This window comes from Nocardia anocheti (assembly GCF_029675105.1).
Classification (GTDB): domain Bacteria; phylum Actinomycetota; class Actinomycetes; order Mycobacteriales; family Mycobacteriaceae; genus Nocardia.
The window spans coordinates 668,691-687,812 of the sequence record NZ_JAQQFV010000003.1; the positions used below are offsets into that span (position 1 = coordinate 668,691).

Annotated in this window: 19 protein-coding genes; 12 read left to right on the forward strand and 7 right to left on the reverse strand. The window is 71.0% G+C overall.

The genetic code is table 11. The features are described from left to right. Positions 1–9: 9 nt before the first annotated feature. Complete coding sequence (locus tag QC180_RS10670) at positions 10–2,445, reverse strand: molybdopterin oxidoreductase family protein (protein WP_278262490.1); 2,436 nt, start codon at positions 2,443–2,445, stop codon at positions 10–12. 113 nt (positions 2,446–2,558) lie between these two features. Between QC180_RS10670 and QC180_RS10675 the strand changes: the two genes are divergently transcribed. The 4 genes from QC180_RS10675 (at position 2,559) to QC180_RS10690 (ending at position 7,075) form a co-directional block, all read left to right on the forward strand. Further along, positions 2,559–3,458 carry a universal stress protein gene (locus QC180_RS10675; protein ID WP_278262491.1) on the forward strand — a complete coding sequence of 300 codons (900 nt, stop codon included), beginning with the start codon at positions 2,559–2,561 and terminating at the stop codon, positions 3,456–3,458. 84 nt (positions 3,459–3,542) lie between these two features. Further along, the gene (locus QC180_RS10680) at positions 3,543–4,523 is read left to right on the forward strand and encodes an Acg family FMN-binding oxidoreductase (protein ID WP_278262492.1); all 981 of its coding nucleotides are present in this window, start codon (positions 3,543–3,545) and stop codon (positions 4,521–4,523) included. 130 nt (positions 4,524–4,653) lie between these two features. After that, positions 4,654–5,298, forward strand: coding sequence for a response regulator (locus tag QC180_RS10685; protein ID WP_278262493.1), 645 nt, complete (start codon positions 4,654–4,656; stop codon positions 5,296–5,298). Between the two features lie 40 nt (positions 5,299–5,338). Then, positions 5,339–7,075: a GAF domain-containing sensor histidine kinase gene (locus tag QC180_RS10690; RefSeq protein ID WP_278262494.1), complete on the forward strand. Its 1,737-nt coding sequence runs from the start codon at positions 5,339–5,341 to the stop codon at positions 7,073–7,075. A gap of 3 nt (positions 7,076–7,078) precedes the next feature. Here the strand turns inward: QC180_RS10690 and QC180_RS10695 are convergent, their stop codons facing one another. Beyond that, positions 7,079–8,098, reverse strand: coding sequence for an Acg family FMN-binding oxidoreductase (locus tag QC180_RS10695; protein WP_278262495.1), 1,020 nt, complete (start codon positions 8,096–8,098; stop codon positions 7,079–7,081). A 193-nt stretch (positions 8,099–8,291) separates the two neighbouring features. Between QC180_RS10695 and QC180_RS10700 the strand changes: the two genes are divergently transcribed. Then, positions 8,292–9,281 carry an NAD(P)H-dependent flavin oxidoreductase gene (locus QC180_RS10700; RefSeq protein WP_278262496.1) on the forward strand — a complete coding sequence of 330 codons (990 nt, stop codon included), beginning with the start codon at positions 8,292–8,294 and terminating at the stop codon, positions 9,279–9,281. Between the two features lie 63 nt (positions 9,282–9,344). On the opposite strand, the gene QC180_RS10705 is transcribed toward QC180_RS10700, so the two are convergent. Further along, on the reverse strand, positions 9,345–10,106 hold the full coding sequence (locus QC180_RS10705; RefSeq protein ID WP_278262497.1) for a 3-hydroxyacyl-CoA dehydrogenase: 762 nt from the start codon (positions 10,104–10,106) through the stop codon (positions 9,345–9,347). Positions 10,107–10,177: 71 nt separating this feature from the next. Between QC180_RS10705 and QC180_RS10710 the strand changes: the two genes are divergently transcribed. The 4 genes from QC180_RS10710 to ilvD all read left to right on the forward strand — a co-directional run bounded on the left by QC180_RS10710 (position 10,178) and on the right by ilvD (position 14,096). Continuing rightward, positions 10,178–10,780, forward strand: a complete 603-nt coding sequence (locus tag QC180_RS10710; RefSeq protein ID WP_278262498.1) for a TetR/AcrR family transcriptional regulator — start codon at positions 10,178–10,180, stop codon at positions 10,778–10,780. A gap of 90 nt (positions 10,781–10,870) precedes the next feature. Next, on the forward strand, positions 10,871–11,437 hold the full coding sequence (locus tag QC180_RS10715; RefSeq protein ID WP_278262499.1) for a nucleoside deaminase: 567 nt from the start codon (positions 10,871–10,873) through the stop codon (positions 11,435–11,437). Between the two features lies 1 nt (position 11,438). Continuing rightward, a complete protein-coding gene (locus QC180_RS10720; protein ID WP_278262500.1) occupies positions 11,439–12,380 on the forward strand; it encodes an antibiotic biosynthesis monooxygenase in 942 nt (313 codons plus the stop codon). A 24-nt stretch (positions 12,381–12,404) separates the two neighbouring features. Further along, a complete protein-coding gene (gene ilvD, locus QC180_RS10725) occupies positions 12,405–14,096 on the forward strand; it encodes a dihydroxy-acid dehydratase (RefSeq protein ID WP_278262501.1) in 1,692 nt (563 codons plus the stop codon). Here ilvD and QC180_RS10730 read toward each other — a convergent pair whose 3' ends face one another. Then, positions 14,097–14,552 (reverse strand): flavodoxin domain-containing protein, encoded by a 456-nt coding sequence (locus tag QC180_RS10730; protein ID WP_278262502.1) that lies wholly within the window; start codon positions 14,550–14,552, stop codon positions 14,097–14,099. Between the two features lie 68 nt (positions 14,553–14,620). Beyond that, entirely contained in the window at positions 14,621–15,037 is a 417-nt protein-coding gene (locus QC180_RS10735) for a hypothetical protein (protein WP_278262503.1), read from the reverse strand. 153 nt (positions 15,038–15,190) lie between these two features. Here QC180_RS10735 and QC180_RS10740 point away from each other — a divergent pair, with 153 nt between their 5' ends. Continuing rightward, the gene (locus QC180_RS10740) at positions 15,191–15,511 is read left to right on the forward strand and encodes a hypothetical protein (RefSeq protein ID WP_278262504.1); all 321 of its coding nucleotides are present in this window, start codon (positions 15,191–15,193) and stop codon (positions 15,509–15,511) included. On the opposite strand, the gene QC180_RS10745 is transcribed toward QC180_RS10740, so the two are convergent. Then, on the reverse strand, positions 15,493–16,884 hold the full coding sequence (locus tag QC180_RS10745; protein WP_278262505.1) for an MFS transporter: 1,392 nt from the start codon (positions 16,882–16,884) through the stop codon (positions 15,493–15,495). The genes QC180_RS10740 and QC180_RS10745 overlap by 19 nt on opposite strands. Before the next feature lie 105 nt (positions 16,885–16,989). Between QC180_RS10745 and QC180_RS10750 the strand changes: the two genes are divergently transcribed. Further along, positions 16,990–17,562, forward strand: a complete 573-nt coding sequence (locus tag QC180_RS10750) for a helix-turn-helix domain-containing protein (RefSeq protein ID WP_278262506.1) — start codon at positions 16,990–16,992, stop codon at positions 17,560–17,562. A gap of 134 nt (positions 17,563–17,696) precedes the next feature. Beyond that, the gene (locus tag QC180_RS10755; protein ID WP_278262507.1) at positions 17,697–17,981 is read left to right on the forward strand and encodes a hypothetical protein; all 285 of its coding nucleotides are present in this window, start codon (positions 17,697–17,699) and stop codon (positions 17,979–17,981) included. On the opposite strand, the gene QC180_RS10760 is transcribed toward QC180_RS10755, so the two are convergent. Then, complete coding sequence (locus QC180_RS10760) at positions 17,982–18,953, reverse strand: Acg family FMN-binding oxidoreductase (RefSeq protein WP_278262508.1); 972 nt, start codon at positions 18,951–18,953, stop codon at positions 17,982–17,984. Positions 18,954–19,122 lie beyond the last annotated feature (169 nt).

Here is a 19,122-nt window from a genome sequence, read left to right on the forward strand (position 1 = left end):
CGGCGCGGGTCACCGGCCCGGCGGTACCTCACTGACGAGTGCCGCCGGTCCACCGGCCGTCGGCACGACATCGCCCCCGACCGGTGCCGCGGCTCCGATCGTCGGCGCGGGCGCCGGGCCATTGCCGACCGCGAGGCGTCGCACGCGGGCCGCACCGGTTTTGAACAGCGGCTGCTCGGAGACCGGGTCCCACAGCGTGGGGGTGAGTTCGTTGGCCGCGCGCTCGTGGCCGTCGTCGGCGGCGTCCCAATAGCCGAAGTGGAAGGGCAGGAACAGCACTCCGTCCCTGATCTCGCTGACGCGGGCGCGCGCTCGTACCTGTCCGCGTCGCGTGGAGACCTCGAGCAGGTCACCCTCGCGAATCGTCTGGCGGCGCGCGTCACCGGCGGAGATCTCCACCCACACATCCGGGGCCGCCGCGTCGAGCTGGGGGGATCGACCGGTCTTGGTCCTGGTGTGGAAGTGGTACAGGGTACGGCCGGTGATCAGCACGAAGGGGAACCGCTCGTCGGTCCGTTCCGGTGGTAGAAGATAGTGGGCGGCTTTGATCATGGCGGCGCCGTGCGGGTTGACGGCTCGATATCGCGCCGCCGACACCGGCTCTCCGGTGTGTAGATCTTTGCCGTAGGACTCGCAGTAGTCGGGATGGCTCCAGAAGTGCCCGTCGCCGTAGAGCCGGGCGGTGCCCTCGGGATGTGCTGTATCGCAGGGCCATTGGATGCCCGAGGGGCCGCGCAACGCGGCATAGGTGAGCCCGGTGTAATCGCAGGGGCGCCCCGCCGAACAGCGTTTCCACGCGTCGAAGGCCGATTCCGGGTCGTGCCAGGAGATCAACGGCCCTCCGTCCTTGTCGCGGAAGTCCATCCGGCGCGCGTAGTCGAGGAAGATGTCGAGGTCCGAGCGGGCCGCGCCCGGTGGGTCGACGGCACGGTCGGAGAGGTGCACGGTGCGATCGGCATTGGTGAAGCAGCCCGTCTTCTCGCCCCAGGCCGCGGCGGGCAGCACGACGTCGGCCAGGGCGGTCGTCTCGGTGGGAAAGATGTCCTGCACGACCAGGAACAGGTTGTCGCGGCGCAGGATCGACCGGATGCGCGAGAGTTCCGGCAGCGAGACCGCCGGATTGGTGGCACTGACCCACAGCATTCGCAGATCGCCCGCTTCGGCGAGCCGCATCATCTCCATCACGTGGGTCGGGGGTGCGTCATGCCGGATCCGGTCGACATCGACGTTCCACAATCGCGCGAGCTCGGCGAGATGATCCGGGTTCGCCCAGTTCCGGAAGCCCGCCACATCGCCGTCGGCACCGCACTCGCGGGTGTTCTGCGCTGTCGGTTGCCCGTTCATCTGCAGCACACCGCAGCCGGGCTTGCCGAGCATCCCTCGGACGAGCTGCAGATTGTTGACCTGGACCGCGGCGGCCGTGGCCTGGGGTGACTGATAGAAGCCCTGCAGGACCGTGGACAGCAGCCGCCGGGCACCGGCCAGGAGCGCACCGGCGGCGCGGATGTCGTCGGCGTCGAGCCCGCAGATCGCAGCGACCGATTCCGGCGTGTACCCGGCGACCTGCACGCGCAGGGCGTCGAAACCGACGGTGTGTCGGTCGAGGTAGGCGCGGTCCACCGCGCCGCGCGCGATGACCTCGTGCAGCAGCGCGTTCATCAGCGCCACATTGGTTCCGGGCAGCGGCGCCAGATGCACCGTGGCGTGCCGGGCGACGGCGGTACGGCGCGGATCCACGCAGAGCAGCCGCGGCGGATTCGGCCCGGCGAGCCGATCCAGGATCCTGGCCCACAGCACCGACTGGGTTTCGGCCACATTGTGCCCGAACAGCGCGATGACGTCGGCGTGGTCGACATCGGTGTAGGAACCCGGCTGTCCGTCGCATCCGAAGGATTCCTTCAGTGCCTCGGCCGCGGTGGCGGTGCACAGCCGGGTGTTGCCGTCCAGATGGTTGGTCCCGATGCCCGCGTGCGCGATGACGCCGAGCGTGTAGTACGCCTCGAGGAACAGTTGACCGGAGGTGTAGAACCCGATCGAGGCCGGTCCCCGCGTCCGCAGTAGCTCGGTGCTGTGCGCGACGACGCGGTCCAGGGCGGTCTCCCAGTCACATTCGACGAGTTCGCCGTCGCGACGGATCAGTGGATGGGTCAGCCGGTCCGGGGAGTTGTTGGCCGCCCAGCCGAACAGGTCCTTGGTGTCCACCCGGCCTCGGTTGACCCGATCGCCCGCGCGCCCGCGCACCCCGACGATCCGCCCGTCGGCGACGGCGAGGTCGAGCGCGTCGCCGTTGGAATGCAGGACCGAGGCGGATTGCACCCAGCGCTGCACGTCCTCGGGCGTCATCCCGTCGGCGAGATAGCGGTCGACGCGCGCGGGCCAGTCCTGTCCCGGACCGTAGGGCGTGCGTCGCCCCCAGGGCTGTGCGATCCGATCCGTTGGCTCCATACCCGCGCGTTACCCCCGCCGGTCCGGAACAATCCCGCGATCGGCCCGGGTGCTCGCGCGCGGCGGTGTGGCGTGGCACGGTGGAGTCATCCCCGGCAGCGAGGAGGACGGACATGGCACAGCACAGTGACCGTCCGCACGGCGCGGACGCGATCGTCGTCGGGATCGACGGCTCCGAGGGTTCGACCACGGCCGTGCGATGGGCCGCGCGGGTGGCCGCGGGCCGCGACCGCGCGCTGCACCTCGTGCACTGCACCGATCCGATCGCCGACCGGACCCCGCGCAGCGCCTACGACGCCTTCATCTACGCCACCATGCAGGACATCCATCTGGCCGACGAGCGTGTCCTGGCCGCGGCGCGCGAGGACGCGCTCGCCGCCGCGCCGGGCGTCGCGGTCACCACCGAACTGGCGGCCGGGCACCCGGCCCGCACGCTCATCGCCGCCTCCGAGCACGCGCATCTGGTGGTCCTCGGCGTGCGGGACGCGGCGGGCACGCTCGCCCACCTCGGTTCGACCCTGCTGGCCGTGACCGCGCACGCGCACGGCGCCGTGGTGATCGTGCGCGGGCCCGATCCCGAGCGCGACGGGCCGGTGGTGGTGGGGGTCGACGGCAGCGATGTCGGCGAGCCCGCCATCGGCGCCGCGTTCGCGGAGGCCGCGCAACGCCGGACCGAACTGGTGGCGGTGCACGCGTGGAGCGATCTGTCGCGCGGGCAGTTCGCCGGGGCTGGGTATCTCGAGCTGCCGATCGCCGATCTGGCCGTCGCCGAGGAAGCGCTGCTGGCCGAACGGCTGGCCGGATGGACCGAACAGTTCCCCGATGTGCCGGTGCGCCGCGAAGTGGAGGTGTTCGGACCGAGGGAACGGTTGGCGCACTGGTCGCGAACAGCGCAGCTGCTCGTGGTCGGCAGTCGCGGCCGTGGCGGATTCCGTGGGCTGCTGCTCGGGTCGACCAGCAACTGGCTGGTCCAACACGCCGAGTGCCCGGTCATGGTCGTGCGTCCCGGCTGACCGCACCGCCAGGGCATTCGGTCCCCGGAGAAAGGGCGCGAAGACCGTCTCGGCACATCCGATCGGAGGAGCACACTGACTGGTATGAGCGAGGATCCGGTTCCGAGCCTGTCCACGATCCGCGCGGCCGTCGAGATCGGCTGCCGGGCACCGTCGGTGCACAACACCCAGCCGTGGCGATGGGTGCTCGACGGCGAGCAGCTCCACCTGCTGCGCGATCCCGACCGGCAGCTCGGGGCCGCCGACCCACACGGGCGACAGGCGGTGATCAGCTGCGGCGCAGTCCTCGACCACGTGCGCACGGCCTTCGCGGCGCACCGCCTGCGCGCCGAGGTCGACCGGCTGCCCGACCCCGCCAGGCCGGACCTGCTGGCCATCCTCACCTTCCGGCCGTGGCCGGACCCGCCGGTCGGACTGTTCCGCCGCGCCGAGGCGATCACCCGCCGCTACACCGACCGGCTCCCGATGACCGAACCGGACGGGTGGGCCTCGATCCGCCGCGCGCTCGACGAGGTCGTCACCCCGCACGGCCTCACCCTCGACGTGCTCCCCGAGGACGCCCGACCCCGCCTGACTCTGGCCTCCGAGCAGACCGGCTCGTTGCGCGCCTTCGACCCGCAGTACCAGGCCGAGATCGGCTGGTGGACAGGGCATCCCGGCGCCAGGGAAGGCATCCCGCCCACGGCGGTGGTGTCGGACTCCGAGCGCGCCCGCGTCGGCGTGGCCAGGGACTTCCCCGCTGCGGGGCCCTCCGCGCGCCGCGGTGACCTCCACGACCGCGCCCGCCTCACGGTGCTCACCGCCACCGACGAGTCCCCGATGAGCTGGCTGCGCACCGGCGAGGCCCTGTCCGCGCTGCTGCTCGCCTGCACCGCCGACGGCCTGGCCACCTGCCCGCTGACCCATGTCACCGAGCTGGTCGCCGCGCGCCGCCTGCTCAGCGGCATGATCGGGCATCCCGGCGTCCCGCAGGTCGTGGTCCGGATCGGCACCGCGCCCGAGCCGGGCAGGCCCACCCCGACCCCGCGCCGCCCACTCACCGATGTCCTGCGGGAACGGCCATGATCGGGGCGGGGCCACTGGTCCTCGCCTGGGGTGACCTTCGCCCCTGCCGTCGATACCCCGAGGCGATCACACTGGTGCCGAGGCCGCGGCGGACAATACAGACGCCGCCGAACTCCGAGGAGGACTCGCGATGACCACGGTATTCCTGGTCGACGACCACGAGATCGTCCGGCGCGGCGTCGCCGACCTCATCGCGCTCGAGCCCGACCTCGAGGTGATCGGCGAGGCGGGCACCTGCGCGCAGGCGCTGGCCCGCATCCCGGCCCTGCGGCCCGAGGTCGCGGTGCTCGATGTCCGGCTGCCCGACGGCAGCGGCATCGAACTGTGCCGGGAACTGCTCTCGGCCGAACCCACGCTGCGCTGCCTGATCCTGACCTCCTTCACCGACGAGCAGGCCATGCTCGACGCGATCCTGGCGGGCGCGAGCGGCTATGTCGTCAAGGACATCCGCAGTCTGGAACTCATCGACGCCGTGCGCGAGGTCGGCGCGGGCAAGTCGCTACTGGACAACCGGGCCGCCGCCGCGCTGATGGCCAAACTGCGCTCCGAGGCCGAGGAGAAGACCGGCCCGCTCGCCACGCTCACCGATCAGGAACGCACCCTGCTCGCCCTGCTCGGCGAGGGGCTCACCAATCGCCAGATCGCCGCGCGCATGTTCCTCGCCGAGAAGACCGTCAAGAACTACGTGTCCCGGCTGCTCACCAAGCTCGGGGTGCAGCGGCGCACGCAGGCCGCGGTGATGGCCGCCGATCTCGACCCGTCGCGGCGGCGCTGACCTCACGATGCCGCCCGCCCGACCGTGCGAGAATCCCGGTATGGACGAAGCGCCGGGCCTCGGCGGCCTGCCACCGGTCGCCCGGACCCTGTCCCAGTTGCGATTGCGCGAACTGCTCGGCGAGGTGCAGGACCGGATCGCCCAGATCGTCGACGTCCGCGACCGGATGGACCGGTTGATGGAGGCCATGCTCGTGGTCACCGCGGGCCTGGACCTGGACAACACCCTGCGCACCATCGTGCACACCGCCATCGAACTCGTCGACGCCCGCTACGGCGCGCTCGGCGTGCGCGGCGCCGACCCGACCGGCGACGAGCTCGCCGAATTCGTCTACGAGGGCATCGATGACCGGACCCGGGTGATGATCGGCGATCTGCCGCGCGGGCACGGGGTGCTCGGTGTGCTCTTCGCCGATCCGCGGCCGATCCGGCTGGCCGATCTGTCCGAACACCCGTCGTCGGTGGGTTTTCCGGCCCACCATCCGCCGATGCGGACCTTCCTCGGGGTGCCGGTGCAGGTGCGCGAGGAGATCTTCGGCAACCTGTATCTCACCGAGAAGGCCGGTGGTCAGGAGTTCACCGAGGACGACGAGGTGGTGGTGCAGGCGCTGGCCGCCGCGGCGGGCATCGCGATCGAGAACGCGCGCCTCTACGAACAGTCGCGGGTGCGTCAGCAGTGGCTCGAGGCCATCCGTGACGTGGCGACCGCCCTGCTGGCGGGCAGCCCGTCGGCCGAGGTCCTCGGCCTGGTCGCCGAACGCGGGCAGGCGCTCACCGGCTCGGCGTGCACCTATCTCGCCCTGCCCGAGGACCCGGATGTCGCGCCCGAGGAGATCGATGAACTCGTGGTGGTCGCCGCGGCGGGTCTCGACGCCGAGCGCCTGATCGGCACCCCGCTCCCGCTGGCGGACCGACACACCGCCGAGGCTTTCCACTCCGGACACGCGGTGACCGCGCAGTCGGCGTCCGACAATCCGATCCTCGTCTCGACCGAGCGTTTCGGCCCGGTCCTCACCCTGCCGCTGCGCGCGCACGGCACCGTGACCGGGGTGCTGACCTCGGTCTTCCCCGCCGGTGCCGTGGTGCCCGCCGCCGCCGATCAGGCCCTGCTCACCACCTATGCCGACCAGGCCGCGGTGGCCCTGCAACTGGCCGACACCCAGCGCCGGATGCGCGAACTCGATGTCTTCGCCGATCGCGACCGCATCGCGCGCGGACTGCACGACCACGTGATCCAGCGCCTCTTCGCCGTCGGCCTGTCACTGCACGCCACCTTGCAGCGTGCCCGCGGCGCCGAGGTGCGCGACCGGCTCAACGCCACCATCGACGACATCCAGGCCATCGTGGGCGAGATCCGCCACTCGATCTTCGACCTGCAGTCCAACACCACCACCGACTCGGCCACCTACCGGAAACGCCTGCACGACATCATCACCGGGATGACCGCCGACAGCGGCGTGCGCACCACCGTCCGGCTGGCGGGCCCGGTCACCGTGCTCGAACCGCCACTGACCGATCACGTGGAGGCCGTGCTGCGCGAAGCGCTCAGCAACGCGGTGCACCACGCGCGGGCCAGCACCGTCGGGGTGGAACTCGTCGTGCGCGACGACGTGACGATCGAGGTCACCGACGACGGGATCGGTCTCCCGGCCGAGACCACGCACCGCCGTGGGCTGGCCAACCTGGCCGCCCGCGCCGTCGAGATGGGCGGCACGTTCGAGATCGGCCCCAGGGAGCACGGCGGCACGCTGCTGCGCTGGTCGGCACCGCTGACCTGACGGTCAGAGCGCGGCCTCGGCGTCGGCGCGCACGGTCAGGATCTCCTCGACCGAGCGACGCGCGGTCGACGGCGCGGCGGCCGTATCGGCGGGAGCCGCGCCCACCCGGATCAGGACCTGCGGCACTCCGCGACCACCGACCATGCCCTCCACCGCCCTGCGCGCACCGGGCAGTTCGGTGATGTGGGTGAGGGCGCAGGTGGCCGCGCCCGCGCGGGTGAACTCGAGCAGCACCGCCGACAGCGCCTCCCCGACGTGCAGCCAGTCGGCAGGAGTATCGCCGTCGGAGCTCAGCACCACCACTTCGGCGCCGTCCTCGGGCCCGTCGCCGCGCCCGGACTCCGGCGCGGTGGGAAAGGCGCGGGCGATCGGGACCTGGGCGGTCTCGTCGGCGGCGAGCAGGGCGGTGTCGGGGATGCCCTCGTAGTCGGCCGAATGTCCGGTCCACCAGCGCAATTCGGCCTGATAGCCCATGTCGTAGCGGCGTTTGGCACCGGCTTCGCGCGACGATTCGGCGAGCACCGGCCGAGCCTCGTCGGGCAGCAGGTCCACCTCGACGTGGTGGGGGCTGGCCAGCATGCGCGCCGCGCGGAACACCTCGGCGAAGCCGACCGGCGCCGTCAACGGGTGCCGGTCGGTGCGGCGACGGTCGATCGCCGCCGCCCGCGCGAGGACCCCGTCCGGCGGGTCGGCCCACGGCCGGAAGTCCAACCGGGCCAGCAGATCCGGCCTGCCGGGATCGGGCAAGCGGTCCAGTTCGGTGCGCCAACCCTCGGCCGCCAGCACGGTGCGCAGGTGGTGCAGCACGGCGCCGCAGCTGATCACCAGCTGACGGCCGGTCGGGTCCGCCGCGGTCAGCTGCCGGTGGTCGTCGCGGTAGAGGTAGAGGTGGGTTCCGTCGAACTCCCAGCGCCACGGCTGGGAATTGTGGATCGAGGGGGCGCGGCTGGCTCGCTGCAGCGCCGACCTGATCGTCGACAGATCCGGTGCCAGGTTCGCCCTGGTGGCTTTGCTGTCGGTCATGACCCGAGTCTTCTCCCCCGGCGGCCCGTTCGCGAACGGCACTTGGGCCCCGGATCGCGGGCCGATGGTCATCGGCGCCGTGATCGTCGACACCTTTTTATGCAACTCGTTGCATAGGGAGGCGGGGCGCAATACCGTCGGTCACATCGCCTTGCCGCGGCCGCGCGCCGCTCAACCCTCCCGGAGGTACCCCATGGCCCTGCCGACCTGGCTGTCCAGCCGCCTGGCCCTGCCCGTCGTCGCGTCGCCGATGTTCATCGCCTCGGGTCCCGAACTCGTCATCGCCCAGTGCCAGGCCGGGATCGTCGGATCCTTCCCCGCCCTCAACGCCCGCCCGGCCGCGCTGCTCACCGACTGGCTCAGCCGCATCACCGAGGAGAACGCCGCCTACCAGGCCGCCCATCCGGAGGCGACCGTGGCGCCGTTCGCGGTGAACCAGATCGTGCACCGGTCCAACGACCGGCTCGAGGCCGACATGGCGGTCATCGTGGAGCACCGGGTGCCGATCGTGATCACCTCACTGGGCGCGCGCGAGGAGATCAACGAGGCCGTCCACTCCTACGGCGGCATCGTCCTGCACGACGTCATCAACGACCGCTTCGCCCGCAAGGCGATCGAGAAGGGCGCCGACGGCCTGATCGCCGTCGCCGCGGGCGCGGGTGGTCACGCGGGCACCCAGTCACCCTTCGCGCTGCTGCAGGAGATCCGCGCCTGGTTCGACGGCCCGCTGCTGCTCTCGGGCGCGATCGCGCACGGCCGCTCGATCCTGGCCGCGCAGGCCGCCGGTGCCGATCTCGCCTACGTCGGCTCGGCCTTCCTGTCGACCACCGAGGCCAATGTGGTGCCCGACTACCGGCAGATGATCGTGGACTCCGCCGCCGCCGACATCGTCTACAGCAACCTGTTCACCGGCGTGCACGGCAACTACCTGCGCGGCAGCATCGTCGCCGCGGGCCTGGACCCCGACAACCTGCCCGAATCCGACCCCTCCCAGATGAACTTCGGCTCCAGCACCGACGCCAAGGCGTGGAAGGACGTCTGGGGCGCCGGTCAGGGCATCGGCGCGATCACCGCGGGCCGTAGCACCGCCGAACTGGTCGCCACCCTGACCGAGCAGTACGACCGGGCGCGCCACGATCTCGCCGACACCCTCGCGCGCCCGGCCGCGCTGCCCGTGCGCTGAACCACCCGACACGACACCGGCCGGGAGCCATGCGCTCCCGGCCGGTTCGGCGTCCACGCCAGGTCAGCGCGGTGCCATGCGAATCGCACCGTCGAGGCGGATGGTCTCGCCGTTGAGCATCGGGTTCTCCACGATGTGGCGGGCCAACGCGGCGAACTCCGTCGGCTGGCCCAGTCGCGACGGATGCGGTACCTGCGCGCCCAGCGACTGCAGCGCCTCTTCGGGCAGCGTCTCGAACAGCGGCGTGCGGAACAGGCCCGGCGCGATGGTGACGACGCGGATCTTGAAGCTCGCCAGATCACGCGCGATCGGCAGCGTCATGCCGACGATGCCGCCCTTGGACGCGGAGTACGCGGCCTGCCCGATCTGCCCGTCGAAGGCGGCCACGGAGGCGGTGTTGACGATGACGCCGCGCTCCTCGCCCACCGGCTCGTTCGCCGCCATCCGCTCGGCCGCCAGCCGGATGACATTGAACGTGCCGAACAGGTTCACGTTGACGACCTTGGTGAAGTCGGCCAGCGGGAACGCGCCCTTCTTGCCGACGGTCTTGATCGCGTTGCCGATGCCCGCGCAGTTCACCGTGATCCGCAGCGGCGCCAGCGCTTGCGCCGCGTCCAGCGCCGCCGACACCGCCGTCTCGTCGGTCACGTCCGCGGGCGCGAACACCACGCCGTCACCGAGTTCCTTCGCGATGGCGGCACCGTTGGACGAGGCGAGGTCGACGATGACGACCTTCGCGCCCTGGGCGTGCAGTTCCCGCACGGTGGCCAGGCCGAGGCCCGACGCACCACCGGTGACCACGGCGGACGAGTTGACGAAATCCATGCTCTATCTCCTCTGGGGGTCTGATCCGCCGCAATATTGACACACTTCGCCAAAACTGTTTGGCTTTCGGCGTGACCCGGCCCGATCGCCGCCGCCCCGGCCGCCCCTCCGTGCTCGACACCCGCGCGGTGGCCGCCGACGCGCTGCGCCTGTGGACCGCGCGCGGTTTCGCCGCCACCAACTGGAACGATCTCGCCGAGGCCACCGGGATCAGCACCCGAACCCTGTTGCGCCACTTCCCCTCACGCGCCGAGATCGCCTGGCTCGGCGTCGCCCCCGCCACCGATCGGCTGCGCGAGGTCCTCACCCGCGCCGCCGACGACGCGCCCGCGGCCGTGGTGGTCCGCGCCGCCATCGTCGAATCGGTCTCCCGCGATCGGCGGATCCACGAACTGGCACCGGACTGGTTGCGCCTGATCTCGGCCGAACCGACGCTGGCCGCCACCGCCCCCGCGATCTACCAGCCCTGGATCGACACCCTCACCGGCTATCTCGCGCGCCGCCTGTCCGGCACCCCGATCGCCATCTGCCGCGCCCTGGCCATCACCTACCAGGCGGCCACCTTCGCCGCCCTCACCGAATGGGCCGAGTCCGGTGCCCACGGCGACGCCGCCGACGCGGTCGACCGCATGCTGCGCTGGCTCGACGTCCACACCCCCACCGGGGACCGCTGACACCACTCGTTGCGAACGCCCGGATTCGCGGGATACGCTCGATGTTCAGCCCCCTTGCATTTCGGTGACGACCAGGGTGAGGTGCAGCCGATGACACCGGATGAACTGATGGAAGAAGCCTGCCGACTGGCCAGGGAATCCGTCGAGAACGATTGGGGTGGCCCGTTCGGCGCGGTGATCGCGAAAGACGGCGAGATCGTCGCCCGCGGCCAGAATCGCGTCCTGCTCACCGGTGACATCACCGCCCACGCCGAAATCGAGACCATCCGTTCGGCCGCGCGCGTCCTCAACGGCTGGGCACCCTCCATCGCCAGGGAGAACCAGAACGAATCGACGCTCGAATTGGTCCCCCGCCCGGCGGGTTCGGCCGATTCCGTCCCCGAACGCGCGCGCATGCTGATGGGAATGGAGATCTACGTCAGCGGCGCCCCATGTCCCATGTGTATGAGCGCCATCTATTGGGCGCGCCTGAACGCCGTGCATTTCGCCAGCGATCTCGACGACACCAGCGCCATCGGTTTCGACGACGCCTACCAGTACGAGGACTTCACCAAACCCTTCGCCGAGCGGCGGGTGCGCATCGAGCAGTTCCGCCGCGACCTGGGCGCCGAGGCGTACAAGACCTGGGCCGAGAAACCGGACAAGCACCCGTACTGAGATGTCCGCCCCGGCGACCGTGGTCATCACCCAGCATCCGCGACCCGGTCGGGAGGCCGAGTTCCAGCGCTGGCAGACCCAGGTCAACGATGCCGCCGCACACTATCCGGGCTTTCTCGGCGCCGAGGTGACCCCGCCCGGCGACGCGGCGTCGGCGTGGTCGGTGGTCTACCGCTTCGACGACCTGGACCACCTGAAACACTGGCTCGGCTCCGACACCCGCGACGAACTCCTCGCCCGCGGCAGCGGCTTCTTCGCGCAGCCTTCCACCCAGCACGTCCTGGTCGACGAGCCGGACGAGGCGGTGGCGACCGTCGTCGTCGCGCATCCGGTCGCGCCCGACCGGGAAGCGGAGTTCGTCGCCTGGCAGGACCGGGTGACCGAGGCCGAACGCACCTTCCAGGGATTTCGCGGGTCCGCGCTGCACCGACCGATCCCGGGCGTGCAGAACGAATGGACGGTCATCTATTCGTTCACCTCCGCCGAGAATCTCCAACGCTGGCTCGATTCACCGCAGCGCCGGGAACTCCTCGACGCCGCGCCGGATTTCCGGGAGTTCGAGGTCCACCGCATCACCAATCCCTACGGCTCCTGGTTTCCCCCCGCCACGACCGCCGAGAACACCGGCCCCGCGGCCTGGAAAACGGCGTTGTCGGTACTCGTCGGCCTGTATCCGACGGTGGTGATCCTGACCCTGGCCATCGACGAACTCTGGCCGGACGCCCCCCTGTGGATCAGTCTGCTGGTCGGCAATATCCTCTCGGTCGCCCTGCTCACCTGGGTGGTGATGCCGATCGTCAACCGCGCGCTGGGATTCTGGATGACATCGAGCGGCCACGCACCACGCACCGAACTGGTCGGCCTGCTCTGTTCGCTCGGTTTCCTGACCCTGGCGGCCGCGTTCTTCTACGCGGTGACGCGTGTGTTCTGGACGCTGCCCTGATCGCGGGGCCCGTAGGCTGACGTGATGGCACACGACACCGACAAGCCGGTCGATATCAAGCCCCGCTCCCGTGATGTCACCGACGGCCTCGAGAAAACCGCCGCCCGCGGCATGCTGCGCGCGGTCGGCATGGGTGACGACGACTGGGCGAAACCGCAGATCGGTGTCGCGTCCAGTTGGAACGAGATCACCCCGTGCAACCTGTCCCTGGACCGGCTGGCCAAGGCCGTCAAGGAAGGCGTCCACGCCGCGGGCGGCTATCCGCTCGAATTCGGCACCATCTCGGTGTCGGACGGCATCTCGATGGGCCACGAGGGCATGCACTTCTCGCTGGTCAGCCGCGAGATCATCGCCGACTCGGTGGAGACGGTGATGATGGCCGAGCGTCTGGACGGCTCGGTGCTGCTGGCGGGCTGCGACAAGAGCCTGCCCGGCATGCTCATGGCCGCCGCGCGGCTGGACCTGTCGAGTGTGTTCCTCTACGCCGGGTCGATCATGCCCGGCAATGTCGACGGTCGCGATGTCACCATCATCGACGCGTTCGAGGCCGTCGGTGCCTGTCTCAAGGGACTGATCAGCCGCGAGGAGGTCGACAAGATCGAGCGCGCGATCTGCCCGGGCGAGGGCGCGTGCGGCGGCATGTACACCGCCAACACCATGGCCTCGGTGGCCGAGGCACTCGGTATGAGCCTGCCCGGCTCGGCGGCCCCGCCCGCCCCGGACCGCCGCCGCGACGAGTACGCGCGCAAGTCCGGTGAGGCCGTGGTCGAACTGCTGCGCCGGGGCATCACCGCCCGCGACATCATGACCATGGAGGCGTTCGAGAACGCCATCACCATCGTCATGGCGCTGGGCGGGTCGACCAACGCGGTGCTGCACCTGCTGGCCATCGCCCGCGAGGCCGGGGTGGACCTGACCCTCGCCGATTTCAACCGGGTCGGCGAGCGGGTGCCGCATCTGGGCGATCTCAAGCCGTTCGGCCGGTTCGTCATGAACGACGTGGACAAGGTCGGCGGAATCCCCGTGGTGCTCAAGGCACTACTGGACGCGGGTCTGCTGCACGGTGACGTCATGACCGTCACCGGCCGGACCATGGCCGAGAACCTCGCCGACATCGACCTCGGGCTCGACGGTGAGGTCATCCGGCCGCTGGACCACCCGATCCACCGCACCGGCGGGCTCACCATCCTGCACGGCTCGCTCGCACCCGAAGGCGCCGTCGTGAAGAGCGCGGGCTTCGACTCCGACGTCTTCCGTGGCACGGCCCGGGTGTTCGACGGCGAACGCGCCGCGATGGACGCGCTCGAGGACGGCACGATCGTCGCGGGCGATGTGGTGGTCATCCGCTACGAGGGGCCCAAGGGTGGGCCCGGCATGCGCGAGATGCTCGCCATCACCGGCGCCATCAAGGGCGCCGGGCTGGGCAAAGACGTCCTGCTGCTCACCGACGGCCGGTTCTCCGGCGGCACCACCGGCCTGTGCGTGGGGCACGTGGCGCCGGAGGCCGTGGACGGCGGACCCATCGCCTTCGTCCGCGACGGCGACCCGATCGTCCTCGATGTCGCCGGGCGCCGTCTCGATGTCGAGGTCGACGCGGACGAACTCGCCGCCCGCGCGGTGGGTTTCGAGCCGCTGCCGCCGAAGTACACCTCGGGCGTGCTGGCCAAGTACCGCAAGCTGGTGAGCTCGGCCGCGCACGGCGCCGTCACCGGCTGACTAGGAGGCGATCAGGGTGCGGATCGGCAGCGTGCGCACCCAGCGGCTGGCCAGCTCGCGGGGCTTGATCTCGGTCGAGGCGTCGTGGCGGGCGTGCTCGCCCACCTGGACGGCACCGCGGGCCGCGAGCTTCTCGGCCGCAAGTTCGCCGCCGCGATTGAAGGTGTCGCCGTAGACCGAATCCCCGAGGCCGAAGACCGCGAAGCGCAGGCCGGTGAGGTCGGGCCGCACGATCTCGACGCGGTCGAAGAAAGCCTCACCGGCCGTGGGCAGTTCGCCGTCGCCGTAGGTCGAGCAGACGACGATCAGGAACTCGACGCCGTCCAGGTCGCGCGGGTCGAAGTCGGCCATGTCGTAGACCGACACCGCGCCGTCGAACGCCACCTGATCGGCGAGGTGCTCGGCCACGGCCTCGGACGTACCGAGTTCGGACCCGAACAGAATCACGAGGGACAAGGAGATTCCTTTCACGCGACGGATAAGCCTAGGCTTACCTTAGCGCGCCTCCGGCCGCAAGAGCTTCCCTACGAACCCTGCCGCTGGAACTCGAAGGACCCCGGCTTGTGCGGCGCGTCGGTGGTGATGGTGCCGGTGATGCGCCCGGGTCCCGGATCGAATTCGATCTGGGTGCCGACGGTTCCGTAGATCCGGTGCCGCACGGTGCCACTGGCGCCGGTGTCGAGATTGCGCCAGTGCACGGCGGCTTCGACCGAGCAGGGGCCCAGCCCGTGCAGGGCGCTGATCAGGCCGAAGTACGGGGTCTCCGTGCCGAAGACGGTCTCGAAGTGGATGTGCCCCACGCACACTCCGGCACTGGTCAGGGTGATCGCGTCGTCGAGCAGTCCGCCGTCGGCGGTGGCGACCGGCGCCACCGCCAGCCCCGTACCGGCCAATACCGCGGCCGCGGCTACCGTTCGCAGCGTCTTCCCACCGAGTGACATGCGCGTTCCTTCCGTCCGGATGCAGAACCTGGTCGTCACAGTCGTACCACCCCGATCCCCCGCCTACACCGACCCCGCCGACACGCCGCCCCGGATTCGCGCGAATACCCCTGCCCTGCTGCCGATTTCGGCGCCCGACCTACGATCGTCGACATGAGCACCACCTACACCGACGACTGGCCGGAACTGTTCGGGATGACGCTGGACGACTGGCTGTGCACCGGCACCGTGCACGACATCCCCCCGGCCCTGAGTTGGGATCGGGTGCGGCTGCGGGTGGTCGACGAGGTGAACGCGCGCCTGGCCGGTCGCTGGGACGCCGTGCTCGACCCCACCGGCACGATCACCAGCAGTTCGCGCGAGCTCTTCGAGCCGGGCGTGATGAAGAAGATCGCGGGCGAGGTCCGTGGCGTCACGATCGACAGTGCCGACTGGATGGCGCGCCCCGACCTGCGTCACGACGCGGGCCGATAGGAACAGGCGAGGGCGACCACCGCCAGGACCGCCCCGCAGGCGGTGACGATCACCCAGCCGGGCATCGCGGCCGCGGCGAACCGGTCCGGGGCGACATCGGCGACCAGGCTGGCCGCCAGCGCGACACCCAGGGCTATACCGAGTTGCCGGGCGGTGGACGCCGTCCCCCCGGCGACCCCGGCCCGTTCCGGCGGCAGCCCGCTGACGGCGGTGTTCGTGATGGGCGCGTTGGCGAAACCCACCCCCGCCCCCACGAGCAGGTAAGCGGCCAGCAACAGCGGCAGATTCATCCCGGTGCCGAGCCCGAGCAACAGTCCCCCGCCCGCCCCGAGGCAGCCGCCCGCCAGCAGCAGCGGCAGGCGTGGGCCGAGCCTGCCGACCAGATAGCCGGACAGCGGCGCGCAGATCGTGGCGGCCAGCGCCATCGGTAAGGTGGCCGCGCCCGCCGTGGCGGGACTCCAGTCCTGTGCCTGCTGGAGGAACAGCGTGGTCATCAGCAGGGTCATGCTGAAGGCGACGAAGACGGCGACCGCGCCGACGATCGCCCCGGCGAAGCGCGGAACCAGGAACAGGCTCGGCTCGATCAGCGGTGTCGCGGTGCGCGACTCGACCCGCACGAACGCCACCGTCAGCACGGCCAGCAGGCCGTACCCGGCGATCGCCGCCGGAGTGGTCCAACCGAGGCGCGGACCTTCGATCAGCACCGTCACCGCGATCCACAGCAGCGCGACCAGCAGCACCTGTCCGGGTAGGTCGAGCCGCCGCACCACGGTGCCCCGCGATTCCGGCACCACCGCGCGGACCAGCAGGATCGCCACCACGACCACGGGCACATTGATCCAGAACACCGCCCGCCAGTCGAACAGCGCGATCAACGCACCGCCGGTCACCGGGCCCACCGCCATGCTCAACCCGAACATCGCGCCCCACACCCCGATCGCTCGCGCCCGCTCCCGGGGATCGGGCATCGCGTTCACCACGATGGCCAGCGCCACCGGCGTGAGCATCGACGCGCCCACGCCCTGCGCCACCCGCGCGGCCACCAGCACACCCAGCGAGGGCGCCAGGGCGCAGGCCAGCGAGGACACGGCGAACACGACCAGCCCGATCCGGAAGACCCGCCGTCGGCCGAACCGGTCCGCCAGGGCTCCGGCGGTGATCAACAGGCTCGCGAACGTCACGGTGTAGGCGTCGATCACCCACGCGAGGCGGTCGGCGTCCACGTCGAGTCCGTGGCCGATCTCGGCCAGGCCGACCGTGACGATGGTCGTGTCCAACCCCACCAGGAACAGCGCCAGCGCGCAGGTCGCCAACACCGTCCACCGTTCGCGTGTGCTGAGGGCGGGCATCCCCGCCGCGATCGTCTCCGTCACCGGACCACCTCTCCACTTCCCGGCCGCTCGCCGGGTCGCGTCGATGGTGCCGAGCGGAGAACCCGCGAGCCCAGAAGTTTTGCGGAATCTGCAAACATGGCGGGCATGGATGCGGAGACGGCGGAGATCGTGGCGGCCATCGGCCCACGGCTGCGGGCGCTGCGCCGCGAACGCGGACTCGCGCTGGCTACTGTCGCCGCGCGGTCGGGGCTGTCGGTGAGCACGCTGTCGCGCCTCGAGACCGGGCACCGCCAACCCACCCTCGACCTGCTGCTGCCGCTGGCCAAGCTCTACCGGGTGGCCCTGGACCAGCTGGTGTCCGCGCCCGACACCGGCGATCCGCGGATGCACCTGCGGCCCCAGCACCATGCCAGCGGCGGCGTCGTGGTGCCGCTGACCGGCTATCCGGGCCGCGTCCAGGTGTTCAAGCACGTGCTCGGGCCGCGCGAACCACGGCTGGTGTCGCACGCGGGCCACGCCTGGTTGTTCGTGCTCGCCGGGACACTGCGGTTGCTGCTCGGGGACGACGAGCACCTGCTCGGTCCGGGTGAGACCGCCGAGTTCGATCCGCTGATCCCGCACTGGTTCGGGCCCGCCGAGGGCGACGCCGTGGAGATCCTGCACCTGTTCGGCCCGCACGGCCACCGGCCCGTCGCGAAGGTCAAGCCGCCGAGGTGAGCGCGGCGAGATCTTTCGCCGTGTGACCGATCCGGAGCGGGCGTCGCCTCGAACATGTGACAGGTCAGCAAATACGTGGCACCCGCACCGCGCGCTGACGCAGGCCGGATCCGTACCGAATCCCCTAGGACGCCATGGTCACCGACATCCCCGCTCTCCCCGGCTCGGCTCCCGCCATCGCTGCGCTCGACACGGCATCCGCGACCGAGGCGCCGGTTCCCGCGTGGGCCGGTCCGGGTCTGCTGCTGGCGCTGCTCATGCTCGCCGCGGATCTCGTCGCGCTGATCCCGTTGGGGCAGTGGATGGCCGAGTACGGGATCGTCCCGGTGTGCGCGATCTACCTGCTGCACGTCCTGGCTGCCACCGCGCTCGCGGTGTGGACGGTGATCCGGATTCCGACCCTGCACCTGGACCGGTAGTCAGGCGGCCTCGAGCACCTCGTCGACCGGACGTCGTGGCGTCGACTCGAGGGGCGCCGCCGCGTACGGCATGGTGCCCACCCGGATCATGACGTGCGGATACGCGCATTCCTGCAGCACGGTGGAGCGGATCTCCGCGCGCAGGTCCAGCATGCCCAGCGGCTCGGATTGCAGGCTGGTGGCCAGGCCGCGCGCGGTGGCCTCGAGCAGCATGGCGCTGGTCGCCTCCCCGGCGCGCAGCTGCGCGAGGCGGTGGTCGCGGGGCGTGCAGACGACGAGCCAGCGGGCCGAGTCGGGCGCGTCGGTGAATTCGCGCAGCTCCGCGCCCGCGAAGGTCCGCACCGGCATGTCGTCGGAGGAGCGGGCGGCGGTGGCGTTGCGGGCGGGCACCCCCGTCGAGGCGCCGCGGCAGCCGCTCCACTGGGCCAGCTCGGCCAGGTACTCCGGGTCGGCCGCGTGTCGAACGGCGGCGCGGCGCATGGGCGCGGCGAGGCCGGGCAGCAACTGGTCAGGGACGTGCCGTGCCGCCGAGCCGTACCGGCTCGCGCAGCGCGTGACCGCGCGCAGGTCGGCGGCCGGAACCGGCGGCCCGGGGAAACGGCGTCGATCGGAGCGGCGCTCCAGGATGGCCGCGGCCCGCCGGATCTCGGCGGCCGAGGGCGAATGCGGGGTGAGACGGACGGTGGCGAGATGGTCGGGGCGGTCGGGATCGGGCAGCCGCGCGATGTCGGCGCGCCAGCCGAGCATGGCGAAGGCGACATCGAGGTGGTGCAGCGCGGCACCGCAGCTGACCATGAGCGCGCGAGCCAGCGGATCGGTGGCCGTGAGCCGGGCCCCGAAGTCCGCGAACAGGTCGACCCGGTCGGTGCCCACCCACCAGCGCCAGGGCTGGGTGTTGTGCACCGAGGGCGCGCGCACGGCGAGTTCGATCGCGTCCCGGCACGCCTCGTATCCAGGCCCCGAACGACTCATTTCCGCACTCCTTCCAACACCCCTGCGGCCCCTTTCGATGAGGCCGTCACGATATTCGACCTTACTGAATTCTTACGGAGAACCCGCACGTGAATACACAGGGAATTCTCACCTTCCCGGTGACGGAACAGCGGTGGCGCCGGTAGATCGCCGGATCGGACGTCGTGAC

Bases quoted from the DNA above. Each gene is read 5' to 3' on its own strand.
- QC180_RS10695 (WP_278262495.1), bottom strand. From the start codon at position 8,098: ATGACCGACAGCAAAGCCACCAGGGCGAACCTGGCACCGGATCTGTCG.
- QC180_RS10700 (WP_278262496.1), top strand. From the start codon at position 8,292: ATGGCCCTGCCGACCTGGCTGTCCAGCCGCCTGGCCCTGCCCGTCGTC.
- QC180_RS10705 (WP_278262497.1), bottom strand. From the start codon at position 10,106: ATGGATTTCGTCAACTCGTCCGCCGTGGTCACCGGTGGTGCGTCGGGC.
- QC180_RS10750 (WP_278262506.1), top strand. From the start codon at position 16,990: ATGGATGCGGAGACGGCGGAGATCGTGGCGGCCATCGGCCCACGGCTG.
- QC180_RS10680 (WP_278262492.1), top strand. From the start codon at position 3,543: ATGAGCGAGGATCCGGTTCCGAGCCTGTCCACGATCCGCGCGGCCGTC.
- QC180_RS10685 (WP_278262493.1), top strand. From the start codon at position 4,654: ATGACCACGGTATTCCTGGTCGACGACCACGAGATCGTCCGGCGCGGC.
- QC180_RS10735 (WP_278262503.1), bottom strand. From the start codon at position 15,037: ATGTCACTCGGTGGGAAGACGCTGCGAACGGTAGCCGCGGCCGCGGTA.
- QC180_RS10690 (WP_278262494.1), top strand. From the start codon at position 5,339: ATGGACGAAGCGCCGGGCCTCGGCGGCCTGCCACCGGTCGCCCGGACC.
- QC180_RS10755 (WP_278262507.1), top strand. From the start codon at position 17,697: ATGGTCACCGACATCCCCGCTCTCCCCGGCTCGGCTCCCGCCATCGCT.
- QC180_RS10675 (WP_278262491.1), top strand. From the start codon at position 2,559: ATGGCACAGCACAGTGACCGTCCGCACGGCGCGGACGCGATCGTCGTC.
- QC180_RS10720 (WP_278262500.1), top strand. From the start codon at position 11,439: ATGTCCGCCCCGGCGACCGTGGTCATCACCCAGCATCCGCGACCCGGT.
- QC180_RS10740 (WP_278262504.1), top strand. From the start codon at position 15,191: ATGAGCACCACCTACACCGACGACTGGCCGGAACTGTTCGGGATGACG.
- ilvD (WP_278262501.1), top strand. From the start codon at position 12,405: ATGGCACACGACACCGACAAGCCGGTCGATATCAAGCCCCGCTCCCGT.
- QC180_RS10760 (WP_278262508.1), bottom strand. From the start codon at position 18,953: ATGAGTCGTTCGGGGCCTGGATACGAGGCGTGCCGGGACGCGATCGAA.
- QC180_RS10715 (WP_278262499.1), top strand. From the start codon at position 10,871: ATGACACCGGATGAACTGATGGAAGAAGCCTGCCGACTGGCCAGGGAA.
- QC180_RS10670 (WP_278262490.1), bottom strand. From the start codon at position 2,445: ATGGAGCCAACGGATCGGATCGCACAGCCCTGGGGGCGACGCACGCCC.